Genomic DNA, 11,722 nt, shown 5'->3' on the forward strand with positions numbered 1-11,722 from the left:
ACCTCTCAATGTTTTCTATTCATCAATAGCTGAAGCAGTTCAATCACCTTTTCATCATGTACGGTCAAAGAATGCAAGGAAGCAAGTGCATCATCATAATAACGTTTTGCATCTTCTTTTGCGCCATCGATTCCACGCAAAGTAACATAAGTTGTTTTATCGTTGGAAAGATCGCTGTTGATATTCTTTCCAAGTTCTTCTTTCGTACTTGTGATATCTAGGATATCATCTTGTATCTGAAAGCTTAATCCAATGGCACTACCAATGGAAATCCATGTTGGAATGTCTCCTTTTCGCTCGGCAATCAAGCACGCACAAACCATAGGAAGCGTCAAAAGCTTTGCGGTCTTATATTCAAAGATATCTTTTAATTCTTCGATGGTCACTGTTTTTTTAGCTTCCCCTTCAATATCTTTTATTTGCCCTAAGATCATCCCATCTGCACCACTATAAGAAGCAAGTGCGCTTAGAATATCGACTTTTCTTTGTGCGGAACAATCGACTTGAGCAGCGCTGATAAAAGCCTGTGTCAATAAAGCATCCCCTGCCAAAATGGCAGTTGCTTCATCGAATTGTACATGACAAGTAGGCTTACCACGTCGTAAAGTATCGTTATCCATTGCAGGTAGATCATCATGAATCAAAGAATACGTATGAATCATTTCGATTGCTGCCGCTACCGGATATCCTGCCTCTTCTCTTACACCATATGCCGCTAACACCGCAAACAATAGTCTAGGGCGAATTCTTTTACCACCAGCCATCAAGGAATACATCATGGCTTGCTTTACTTTAGAATCACTCACACGATCCAGACAATGCGTGAGATATGTTTCAAAATTATCCATTGTCTTTTACCTCCTGATAGCTTTCTAAAAGTGTTGCTACTTTATTTTCAAAATCCTTTAGCTGTCCATCACAAGAATGAACCAATTGAAGTCCTTCTTCGAATAATACGATAGCCTCTTCCAACTCTAAATCATTCTTTTCAAGTGATGCCACGATTTCATTCAAACGTGACATAGATGATTTAAATGATGGCGTTTTTGAAGTCATACCAATTCCTCCTTTTTCTCTACATTTGCGTGAAGGAAACCATCTTGCATTCTAACCTTGATGGTATCCCCTTGTTGTATATCTGAAACGCTTTTGATGATATGATCATCTTGATACGTGATTGCATAACCACGTTCTAATATTTTCAAAGGACTATATGCGTCCAATAAAGATAACATATTGGCATATTGCAAAGACTGTTTATGTTCAAATTGTTTCATTGCATAGACCAAGGTATCTTTTTGACGAAGCACCTTTTTTGTATTTTCATTAAAGATACGCTCACTTGCAACACCCAATACATGAGCTGCATCTTTCCATGCTGTTCGCTGTGTTTGAAGATAGCCTTCTACTTTCCCAAGACTTTGTACATGCATCGCAAGTGTCATCTGTTCTTTCATGATATAAGACATTGGATCTTTCAGAAAACGATTTTCCTTTATCTGTGTAAATTGCTGCTTATGATGAAGATAGATATGACGGATATCTTGTATCATACGATTCTTCGTTTCTTTCAAGCTAGATTTTACTTCTTCAATATCCGGTGTAATCAACTCTGCAGCTGCAGTTGGAGTCGCTGCTCTAGCGTCACTCACAAAATCGACCAAGGTAGTATCTGTTTCATGACCTACCCCTGTTACGATTACAGTCTTCATCGCATACACACAACGTGCTACACTTTCTTCATTAAAACACCAAAGATCCTCTATCGCCCCACCACCACGGGCCAATAAGATCACATCATGACCATTTGCATCTGCTAAGTTAAGATTTTCAATCAAATTCTTAGAAGCCGCTGTTCCTTGTACTAAGCTTGGATATACTTTAACTTCACAAATAGGCCAACGTCGGGATATCGTCGTTAAGATATCCTGTATCGCCGCACCTGTTTTAGCACTGATCACAGCGATGCTCATAGGATACATGGGCAATGGTTTTTTATGCGCCTCATCAAAGCAACCTTCTAAGCGCATTTTTTCTTTTACTGCTTCAAGCTGTAAAAACAAATCACCCAAGCCATCCAATTGTACGCCAGTAACATAAAGTTGTGTCGTACCGCTTGCTTCATACATTGAAACACTTGCAGTTACGATCACCTTCATGCCTTCCTTCAATAACATCTTACATCGAGATGCATAACTGGAAAACATGACACAACTGATTTTAGCCTTGTTATCTTTCAAAGAAAAATACCAATGACCACTTCGATGATTGGTGAAATTACTAACCTCACCCTTGACAAGAATGCTTTGTAGATTCTGGTCATGATCCAGTGTACCCTTGATATATCTTACAAGTGAATTGACACTGTATAAAGGTCTGCTCATAGTTTGTCCAAAACTCCATTGATCAATTTATAGGTATCATCATCACAATATTTTTTCGCAAGTGTGATTGCCTCATCTATGACAATTGCCTTTGGTGCTGTTTCCAAATCTAATTCACAACATGCCATCAATAAGATTGCCTGCTCTACATATCCTAAGCGATCAAATGACCATTCCTCGTTTAATTTTTCATTGATAAGATTAATATAAACATCTTTATATTGAATTGCGTCAACGGTAATGGTATACAAAAATGGATCTACACTATTTGTTTCCAAGTTATCATAAAGCGCCAACTTGATTTCTTTGTTTAATAATAGGTGCTGATAAAGTACTGTCATACCCGTTTCTCTCAGCTGATGTCTGCTTGCCATAATAAATCCTCCTAATCTATGTATTATTTTACCACAATTTGATATGGTTTCCTTCTATATGCTTATTTATTTTTATATGGTACCTGTGCACTCGGTACGACACTGCTTGCAGGTTTTGCATGTACTTCCTGATCATCAAAGAAGATATGCGGGCGAAATGCCTCTAAAATATCCTTTTTTGCTAAACCGCCAAGGAAGAAAGCTTCATCAATTCTAACATCCCATGCCCGAAGCGTACGAATCACTCGTTCATGTGCAGGAGCATTACGTGCTGTCACAAGAGCAGTACGTATGGGCGCTGAATCAGGAAATTGCTTTTGGAGATCGGATATCGTTTTGAGAAAATTCGCAAAGGGTCCTTCCGGTAGTTCTTTTTTAGCAAGGCGTTTTTCATTTTCCACAAAAGCTTCTAAACCATCTTTTTGAAAGATCTGTTCACTTTCATCAGAAAACAACACAGCATCACCATCAAATGCAATTCGGATTTGTTCGATATCTTGCATACCATTGGAAATTGGATCCGTATAAATTCTTCCGGCAGCAAATCCGGCATTGATCGCACTTTCTACATCTTTTTCATTTGCACTTAAAAATAAATCTACGCCGAATGCCCCAAGATAATCCGCCAGTGAGCTTCCTCCTGCTAATACTGCTCTTGTAATATCAAGTTGATAGGATGCAATGCTATTGAAGATACGCAAAGAGGTATCCGCACTATTCCTAGACATAATGATGATCTCTACTCTATGCTTTCCTTGTTCATTCAGCTTCAACAATGCTTTCACCAAAGAAAAGCCACTACCTGGTTTTAATATATCATTTTCATGTTCGATCTGATAATCCGAATATGCCTGTAATCCCTGTTCCTCAAAGATTCTGTTTTCTTCATCCAAATCAAACAAAGCTCTGGAACTTATACCAACGACCAGACAATCTTTCAAGCTCATCGCCATGATCATCCATCCTCCTTTCACGAAAAAAAGAAATCCTGTAAGGATTTCTTTTAAAATATAAAGCCAACGACACGGATATCAATTACATCCGGTGTATATCCAGTCATATGTTCAATATTTTCAAAGATCTTACTCTGCACCTTACTGCAGGTATCATTTACATTCACGCTATACTTCACTTTCACATCAATGCTTAAAATCAATTGATCGTTTGCAATTTTACAGGAAAGCGGATACTTGAACGGCTTACTTCCTGCTGCCAGTTTCAAGTTTTCTTCTTCATCAATGACGTTTTTCGCAATTGCCTGAAATGCAGCGGTGCTTAACGCAATGACACCAACATCGTTGTTTTCTTTTAATGCAATATATTCTTGAGCCATTTTCATCACCTTCTGGTATCATTATATCAGAACTCCCTCATTTATTCAATCCAAACATCATATTTCAACGATAGAAGCGTAATGAAAAAGCCTATTTTCGTTATTCCATTTTCTCCTTTTGACTGATGTTATGGATATATCCGTTTTTCATTTCGATAATGACATCATAGAGCTTCATCATATCTTTTAAAGGCTTATGACATACGGATATGATCGTTAGATCTTGTTGCGTCAACAATAGATGTTCTAGCATCAAAGTGTTTTCTTGATCCAGTGCCGAAAAAGCCTCATCTAAAAATAACCATTTTCTTTCTGTCAACAATGCTCTAGCTAATTGGATCCGCTGTAATTCGCCTCCACTGATTTCTTGAACATCACCATTCATTTCATCATCTAACCTCGATGACAATTTTTCTATATGGACTCTTTTCATTAAAGTATGGATCGTCTCATCTTCTACTTTTTTCCCTAGGGTAATGTTCTCTTTCAAGGTCCATGGTAACAATTGACTTTGTTGTTTCAAATATACAATTTTATCCAAATAGGAAGAAAAGGAAATCTGTTGTAAGGGAATGTCGTTGACATAAATACCATCACTTTCCAATTGCTTCGTGATCAACTTCAACAACGTTATTTTTCCACACCCTGACTCTCCTATGATCAAATATTTCTTATGCTTCTCAAATTCCAAATGCAACTCTTTCAAAACAGGATGCTCTTGATAACGATAGCCTGAAAGATTCACTTTGATCGTATCAATGTCACCGCACAAGACATTTTCTTTTTCACTCTTTGCATGTGACCACTGTTGTTTGATATGATCTAACACAGGCTTACCGGCATGTATTTGATTCTTTAGATCTGCATAATCGGTCATCGGATCGATGATAAGATTACTTGCTTGCATGACACTTAACAATGCCCCGATCGTTAATTCCTTTTGATCGATCAGAAAGACGCCATATACCAATAATCCAAAAAACATCAGATGCCCAATACCGATATCAAAAGAAGACAACACCTTCATAAAACCATTGGCTCTAAGATTACAATTTGCCTGTATTTTATTTCTATGATCTAAAAAGGATCGAAACTTTTGTTCAATCTGAAAATTTCGTATGACATCGAAATTATCACAAAACCCTCGAATAGACGCAATCCATTGATGCTGAGCTTCTACATAGGATAATTGATTTTTCTTTAACTCATGACGAAAGCAACGATTGAAAAAAACCAAAGCAATACCAAACCCATATAGAAAAAACAACAGGGAAAGATGGATGGAACCAATGAAAATACTTGCAAACACAAAGGATACGCTCAATGAGCATATAGATAAATAAGGTTGTACATATTGTTCCATGATCATAGTTACCTGATTGTTTAAAACATTCAAGTAATCACTGGTATCCATACGATGGAAATCCTCTGGCGAAAAGGTGACATATGCATCATACAATCTTTGATTGATATCAAAATGGATATCTGATTTTAATTTTTGCGTCATCATATTTTGATAAATTTGGATCCCCATATACAGAACAAGAAAACCAAGCAACCACCCTAACTGATGCATTAAAACATCAATTTGGCTGATCGAATCAATGATATAACCCATCAACAAGGATTTTACGATCTGCATACCAGAAAACAAAACAATACCAAAAATGACCATGACCACCATAACTGTATGTTTTTTGATGATTTCTTTCATTCAACATCCCTCTTCCTTACTGCTTCACTTCTATCTTTTTCTATTATACAATAATTTCACATACTTTTATAAGGATTTTTAAAAATAATCATATACAATAAAAAAAGCGAATTACTTACCACGATAAGTAAACCGCCTTTGCATTTGATATTATTTGAATGAAACTTCAATTAAATATTTTTGATTGACAATGTCGCTTGCGATTTTCATAACACTGGCAGCTGTTTTCTTATCTTCCTTTGTATCGAAAATGGTAATCGTACATGTCGTATCTTTGATTTCCACCGCCGCATTTAATTTTTCTTTTGCAAGTGCATTTTTAATTTGTTCTTGTAGCTGTTGTTGCTCTTTCACCTCATCCATTGTCGATAAAGCTTCTTGCTTTTCCTGCTCTTCACTATCCTTGTTTGCAATCACTTCTGAGCTTGAATTTAATTCAGTTTCTTTCTTTTGATTGATTTCATCCTGCAAGTCCTTTGCTTTGTCTTTTGTTTCTGTTTGTGATGTATTTTCCTTTTCACTTTCACCGTTCACTTTTTCCGTTGTCTTATCCTTTTCATCCATCACGGAAGTAGAATCAGACGGTAATGTCACATAATAGACCGATAACATCAGAACCAGTGAAAACATGGTAAGAAATGCCAATGCCTGTTTATTCATGGTCTTGCCCTCCTCGCTTGTTCTATCCTATGTAAAGGAGTGGCTAAATATGATAAAAAGGAACTCGAAAGTTCCTTCTTTTATGAGTGAAATATCACTTTGATACGCTTCATCCATTCTTCATAATACGCTTCACGATATTCCATGAAATCGGAATAAGAAATAACACGTGCTTCCAGTTCCTCAATAAAGGTCACAAAGGCTTGATTGATGGATACCATCTTATCATTATGAATGATTTGAATAGATCCAATCTCACAAAGTGAATCAGCTAAGATACGACTACATTCTTCATGTAACAGATCGCTTTGTTCCATCGGTAGCTTCACAAAGCTGGTATTTAACCAGTAATTATCCACAAGATAATTCTTGATGACATTTAAAAACATACAAAAATCTTCCATGTTGTTTCCCGGTTCTATTGCAAATAACATATTGAAGAACACAAACCAATCATAATCCTCATTGATAATGCTTAACAAGTAATTGCCAAGCACATGCACAAACACATCCTGTGATACAAACGTATGATCGATTTCTATTTCATTTTCAAAGTCCATATCAATGCTATTCAGTTTCTTAAAGGTCTTAAACAAAGAACTGACACGATCATTGCTTCCTCCATCATATCGGATATCTTTTAAGAAGATATAGTGACCCAATATGGTAGAAGTACTCTTGATATTCATCGTAAAGCCGATTGATTCATTCATTTTCATCGCAAACAAATCGTTGATTGCTTTTGATATCTGCTTTTCAAAGGTTCCTTCTGTGATGCTTGTATCACTTAAGCTTGATTCCTGCATTTGATTATAAATGATATTCAACTGTCTATCCGTAATCGTCAAATTGGCTTTGATACTTGCCAGAAGATCCTTCATAAAATCATCATATACATAATAATTGGTATTCTTATAAACCAATTTATGTTCGATTTCTCCCCAAAAGGAATGAACCAGTGCTTTGATCTGAAGTTCCACATTGACACGTATCCCATCCTTTAGATAATAACCATCAATACGATAAATGGCAAAGCCGTTTTTTTGAATTTGTGGTTGTCTGCTGTTACAGTCTAGGAAAAAATTTGGATTTGCTTCATTATAATAATAACCGTCTGCTTCATTTTTCTGATTCAATTGTTCTCTCAACTGATTCAATACATTAAATTCATCTTCAATAAAACGACATTCGATGATAAATCCGATCAAATCACTTAAATTATTCAAAATATCTTGGGCTTGATTGTTTTCTACATAAAAACGATTGCGAATGATTTTTTCTCTTAAGCTATCCTTTGATTTGATACGTGAATTGATATCTACGACCATTTCTCTTTTGCTTTGCATAAGATACTCGATATAATCATGTAATTCATCTTCGATACTGCGATAAAACGGATGATTTTTTTCAAGTAGCTCTAGTGTAGAATCGATGGTATCAAATACTTTTAAACGCATGATATCGGCTCCTCTCTGCTTTTGAAATAGTTCTTTGCAGTTTCCATATCGCTATGTAGCTGTTTCATGAAAGCTTCCTTCCCAGGAAATTTACATTCTTCTCTGATAAACGACAAAAAGCGAAAAATCACGGACTCTTGATAGATCATTTCATGAAAGTCAAAAATGTGTGCTTCCAAAGATGTTTGTTCTTGATAGTTGAAACTAGGGTTGTGCCCTACATTCATAAATGCCGGATACCATTTACCACGACAAAATACTTCTCCAACATACACTCCCTGTTTGGGTATGAGATAATGATCATCCATGCATAAATTAGCCGTAGGAAAGCCAACTGTCCTACCAATATGATTTCCTTCGATTACATGCCCATTGATTTCATAAGCTCTTCCCATGATCTTAGCTGCTTTTTCCATTTCTCCATTCAAAATCAAATGTTCGATCCTTGTACTGGAAATTTTTTGATGTTCACTTTCAACTTCATCAATCACTTGCACTTGAAATTTCGTTTGCGCCTTTAACGTTTCCACGCTTCCACTGCCTTTTATCGCATAATGAAAGTCATAACCACATACCAGTGTATGCAAATTCAATTTTCCTAATACATATTGATGAAAATCTTGAATGCTTAGATCCGCCATTTCTTTGGTAAAGTTTAGAACGATCCAATTTTGAATACCTAGTTGTTCCGCAATTTCCATACGTTTTTTCATCGGCGTAATATGAGGAATGTGTTCTATCTTTTTGATTACCTTCCAAGGATCAGGTTCAAATGTAATAAGTGATGGAACTGTCTTTGTTTCCTCTGCTCTTTTTTTAACTGCTTCTATCAATTTCTGATGTCCTAAATGAAGACCATCAAAATATCCAATACAAGCAGTGATGTTTTCTGTCAATTCTTCTGCTTGATCAATTCCTATATGATATACCTTCATGCTCATCCTCACCTACCATAATCCTCGTGCACAACGATATTGTCTGCCTCTCTCTTTTTTATATACTGCCACAACGTCTTCACCATGTACGATCATCACTTCAGATTCTTCACAATCTAACGAAATCTTTTTGCCATGATACACATCTTGAATCGGCTCATATGCAATCTGACGATAGCCGTCAAACACTTCTTTTAATGTATGAAAATGAACCTTGCCTTCTTTTACCTCATCTATGGTAACAGCATCTTTTAATTCAAAACGTCCAACCTTTGTTCTGACAAGAGATGACATGCATCCTAAATTGCCGCTTTTTTCTGCTGCATCAACACAAAGGGTACGGATATAAGTGCCTGAACTACAAGCAACTCTGAATTTCATTTCCGCTTCATCTAGTACTTCAATCTCATATATCGTAGCATCACGTAGAGGTCGTTCAACCGCTTCATGATTTCTTGCATACTCATACAGTTTTTTCCCATTCACTTTCACACTGCTGATCATTGGAGGTAATTGTTTGATCTTTCCTTGAAAGGTATCCAAAATACCCTTCAGATCAGAAATCGGTGTGATCGTTTTTGTTTCCACGATCTCCCCCCAAATATCATCCGTATCCCGTCGTTCTCCTAAACGCATGGTCGCAACATATTCCTTATCCGTATCTTCTAAATAAGGAAGTGCCTTACAAGCTTTTCCCACCAACACCAAAAGCACTCCGGTTGCTTGAGGATCTAATGTACCACTATGTCCAATTTTCTTTGTATGTAAGATTCTTCTTAACTGAGCTACCACATCATGACTGGTCATCCCAGCTTCTTTATGAATCACTAATATTCCATCCATGTTATCACCGTCATTCATTATACCATAAAATCAAAACTTCTGTTATCAAAAGTATGTGAAACCATGTTATAATAGGAACCGTTATGTAAGGATGTGAAAAAATGAATTTACAACAGATATTACGTTGTATTCGCAAAGCGGATCACGATTATCATATGATCAAAGATGGAGAACGTATTGCTGTCGGTGTAAGTGGTGGTAAGGACAGTATGGTCTTATTGACTGCATTGCATATGTATTCTAAATTTCAAGGCAAAAACTTCAAGGTCGTAGGCATTCATATCAAGCTTGGTTTTCCTAATATGGATTTTACACAAGTAGAACAATTTTGTGAAAGAGAAGGCATCGAGTTTCACAGTTTTGATTCTATCGTCTATGATATTTTAAAGAAAAATCTAGATAAAAACGGTGATTTGAAATGTAGTCTATGTTCCAAGTTCAAAAAGGCTACGGTCATTGAAGAAGCCAAAAAACTAGGTTGTAAAAAGATTGCTTTCGGACATCACAGCAATGATGCGGTAGAAACCCTTTTAATGAATATGATCCATGGTGGAAAAATTGCGACGTTTTTACCTAAAATGTATATGTCACGAACTGACACGACGTTTATTCGACCTCTGATTTATTGTTATGAGGAAGATATTCTTTCTGCACAGCAAAACAATAACATTCCTTTTGTGAAAAGTACTTGTCCAAATGATGGATATACAGAACGTCAGGAAATGAAAAATTTATTAGAGACTTTTTATCAAAAGTATCCTATGGCTAAAAGCAATTTTGTTCATATGCTAAGCAATGAACAACAAGTAGATTTATGGCATAAGCTAAAGGATGGCGAAGAAGATATCTATGATATCGCTGAAAGTGAACAAAAAAAGGTTTTACAATAAAGTGAAATAAAAACAGAAAACAAGCGAAATTGTGATATTTCAATCACACTTTCGCTTTTTCTTTACCCACAATTCAATAGATCCCGTTTTTTGATTTGCATGTAGATCAAAGAAAATGAACATAGAGCCAAGAACATCACAAATGTTTTTTCATGATTTTTTATTTTTCATATCATAACATACTTATAAATATGTTATGATATTCATAGATAATATGAGCGCTTACTGCGCAGAAAGTGAGACTCTTATGTATTTACTATCTGGTACCTTGTGTATGATTACCGCTTATTTCGCTTTGTTTATAGAAAAATATTTTGGATCAAGTAGTTTGATGAATCGCTTGCCTTATTTTTCTTTCCTTTTTTTCATTGCAGGAATTATCTTTTATGTATTGCATTATCGACTTGTAATCAAAAAAGATAAATAAAAGCTTCAAGCTGTCATTTCTATCAGCTTGAAGCTTTCTTATTTCCCTTCTAGATAATAGGTGGCTTCCATATCGGCTGTGCTTAGCGCAAAGGATAATGGATAATTTTCAAAGCTAAAACCAATGCTTCTTGCATCCTCACTGCCGCTAAATCCCATATGATAACGAATTGCAAATGCTTCTTCCCTACTTAATCGCATAAATCCTGTAATGATATAAACACTTTTTTCACCATGTCCATAAGGAAGGTTATCTTCAAATTCATAGTAAGGAACTTGTGTCCATTTTCCATCTACTTTTACATTCCGCATGCTTTCTTTATAACAATTCACTTTACAAATATCATGTAGAAGTGCAACCACCGCAATGCTCTCTTGTGAGTATTCCATACGATATAATTCTTTTGTTCTAGGTCTATTTAGATAATCCACAAGACAATCATAAACATTCAAACTATGTTCCAACAACCCTTGTGCATGTGCACCATGAAATCTTGTAGAAGCGGGTGCCGTGAAAAAGTCACTATGATTCATAAGATAGTCAAGAAGTTTCTCACTTCCCTCTCTGTGAATATGTTCTTTGTATAATGATAAAAATCGTTCTTTTGCTTCCATTGTCCCTTCCTCCTTGCGATAAAATTATTATATCATTTCATATACGAATTCTCTACCTTTTCTTTATTGAATATGATTACCTTCAGATAGA

13 protein-coding genes are annotated in these 11,722 nt (G+C 35.9%); 1 reads left to right on the top strand and 12 read right to left on the bottom strand.

All coding sequences use genetic code 11. The features are described from left to right. Positions 1–5: 5 nt before the first annotated feature. From UGRO018_RS02420 to truB, 11 genes are all read right to left on the bottom strand, one after another. Positions 6–848, bottom strand: a complete 843-nt coding sequence (locus tag UGRO018_RS02420) for a polyprenyl synthetase family protein (RefSeq protein ID WP_416324854.1) — start codon at positions 846–848, stop codon at positions 6–8. Beyond that, a complete protein-coding gene (gene xseB / locus UGRO018_RS02425; RefSeq protein WP_416324855.1) occupies positions 841–1,056 on the bottom strand; it encodes an exodeoxyribonuclease VII small subunit in 216 nt (71 codons plus the stop codon). Before xseB ends, UGRO018_RS02420 begins: the two co-directional genes overlap by 8 nt. Further along, the gene (xseA, locus tag UGRO018_RS02430; protein ID WP_416324856.1) at positions 1,053–2,384 is read right to left on the bottom strand and encodes an exodeoxyribonuclease VII large subunit; all 1,332 of its coding nucleotides are present in this window, start codon (positions 2,382–2,384) and stop codon (positions 1,053–1,055) included. Before xseA ends, xseB begins: the two co-directional genes overlap by 4 nt. Continuing rightward, the gene (gene nusB, locus UGRO018_RS02435; RefSeq protein WP_416324857.1) at positions 2,381–2,758 is read right to left on the bottom strand and encodes a transcription antitermination factor NusB; all 378 of its coding nucleotides are present in this window, start codon (positions 2,756–2,758) and stop codon (positions 2,381–2,383) included. The genes xseA and nusB overlap by 4 nt, the downstream gene beginning before the upstream one ends. A 62-nt stretch (positions 2,759–2,820) precedes the next feature. Then, positions 2,821–3,717 carry a 5'-nucleotidase gene (locus tag UGRO018_RS02440; protein WP_463667547.1) on the bottom strand — a complete coding sequence of 299 codons (897 nt, stop codon included), beginning with the start codon at positions 3,715–3,717 and terminating at the stop codon, positions 2,821–2,823. A 44-nt stretch (positions 3,718–3,761) separates the two neighbouring features. Then, entirely contained in the window at positions 3,762–4,091 is a 330-nt protein-coding gene (locus UGRO018_RS02445) for an Asp23/Gls24 family envelope stress response protein (protein WP_416324858.1), read from the bottom strand. Between the two features lie 100 nt (positions 4,092–4,191). After that, entirely contained in the window at positions 4,192–5,805 is a 1,614-nt protein-coding gene (locus tag UGRO018_RS02450; RefSeq protein WP_416324859.1) for an ATP-binding cassette domain-containing protein, read from the bottom strand. A gap of 150 nt (positions 5,806–5,955) precedes the next feature. Beyond that, positions 5,956–6,465: a stage III sporulation protein AH gene (locus UGRO018_RS02455; RefSeq protein ID WP_416324860.1), complete on the bottom strand. Its 510-nt coding sequence runs from the start codon at positions 6,463–6,465 to the stop codon at positions 5,956–5,958. A gap of 80 nt (positions 6,466–6,545) precedes the next feature. Next, complete coding sequence (locus UGRO018_RS02460; RefSeq protein WP_416324861.1) at positions 6,546–7,922, bottom strand: RelA/spoT family protein; 1,377 nt, start codon at positions 7,920–7,922, stop codon at positions 6,546–6,548. After that, complete coding sequence (locus tag UGRO018_RS02465; protein ID WP_416324862.1) at positions 7,913–8,857, bottom strand: bifunctional riboflavin kinase/FAD synthetase; 945 nt, start codon at positions 8,855–8,857, stop codon at positions 7,913–7,915. The genes UGRO018_RS02460 and UGRO018_RS02465 overlap by 10 nt, the downstream gene beginning before the upstream one ends. A 12-nt stretch (positions 8,858–8,869) precedes the next feature. Further along, positions 8,870–9,700, bottom strand: a complete 831-nt coding sequence (truB, locus tag UGRO018_RS02470; RefSeq protein WP_416324863.1) for a tRNA pseudouridine(55) synthase TruB — start codon at positions 9,698–9,700, stop codon at positions 8,870–8,872. A gap of 101 nt (positions 9,701–9,801) precedes the next feature. Between truB and UGRO018_RS02475 the strand changes: the two genes are divergently transcribed. Beyond that, on the top strand, positions 9,802–10,590 hold the full coding sequence (locus UGRO018_RS02475) for a PP-loop family protein (protein ID WP_416324864.1): 789 nt from the start codon (positions 9,802–9,804) through the stop codon (positions 10,588–10,590). A gap of 465 nt (positions 10,591–11,055) precedes the next feature. On the opposite strand, the gene UGRO018_RS02480 is transcribed toward UGRO018_RS02475, so the two are convergent. Continuing rightward, positions 11,056–11,631, bottom strand: coding sequence for a hydrolase (locus tag UGRO018_RS02480; RefSeq protein WP_416324865.1), 576 nt, complete (start codon positions 11,629–11,631; stop codon positions 11,056–11,058). Positions 11,632–11,722 lie beyond the last annotated feature (91 nt).

Origin of the sequence: Hoskinsella mucinilytica (assembly GCF_045223415.1) — a bacterium.
Taxonomy (GTDB): Bacteria; Bacillota_I; Bacilli_A; order Erysipelotrichales; family Erysipelotrichaceae; genus Hoskinsella; species Hoskinsella mucinilytica.

Excerpts from the sequence above, each read along its gene's own strand:
- UGRO018_RS02480 (WP_416324865.1), bottom strand. The coding sequence starts at position 11,631 with ATGGAAGCAAAAGAACGATTTTTATCATTATACAAAGAACATATTCAC.
- xseA (WP_416324856.1), bottom strand. The coding sequence starts at position 2,384 with ATGAGCAGACCTTTATACAGTGTCAATTCACTTGTAAGATATATCAAG.
- UGRO018_RS02475 (WP_416324864.1), top strand. The coding sequence starts at position 9,802 with ATGAATTTACAACAGATATTACGTTGTATTCGCAAAGCGGATCACGAT.
- UGRO018_RS02440 (WP_463667547.1), bottom strand. The coding sequence starts at position 3,717 with ATGATCATGGCGATGAGCTTGAAAGATTGTCTGGTCGTTGGTATAAGT.
- nusB (WP_416324857.1), bottom strand. The coding sequence starts at position 2,758 with ATGGCAAGCAGACATCAGCTGAGAGAAACGGGTATGACAGTACTTTAT.
- UGRO018_RS02460 (WP_416324861.1), bottom strand. The coding sequence starts at position 7,922 with ATGCGTTTAAAAGTATTTGATACCATCGATTCTACACTAGAGCTACTT.
- truB (WP_416324863.1), bottom strand. The coding sequence starts at position 9,700 with ATGGATGGAATATTAGTGATTCATAAAGAAGCTGGGATGACCAGTCAT.
- UGRO018_RS02445 (WP_416324858.1), bottom strand. The coding sequence starts at position 4,091 with ATGGCTCAAGAATATATTGCATTAAAAGAAAACAACGATGTTGGTGTC.
- UGRO018_RS02455 (WP_416324860.1), bottom strand. The coding sequence starts at position 6,465 with ATGAATAAACAGGCATTGGCATTTCTTACCATGTTTTCACTGGTTCTG.
- UGRO018_RS02450 (WP_416324859.1), bottom strand. The coding sequence starts at position 5,805 with ATGAAAGAAATCATCAAAAAACATACAGTTATGGTGGTCATGGTCATT.
- UGRO018_RS02465 (WP_416324862.1), bottom strand. The coding sequence starts at position 8,857 with ATGAAGGTATATCATATAGGAATTGATCAAGCAGAAGAATTGACAGAA.
- UGRO018_RS02420 (WP_416324854.1), bottom strand. The coding sequence starts at position 848 with ATGGATAATTTTGAAACATATCTCACGCATTGTCTGGATCGTGTGAGT.
- xseB (WP_416324855.1), bottom strand. The coding sequence starts at position 1,056 with ATGACTTCAAAAACGCCATCATTTAAATCATCTATGTCACGTTTGAAT.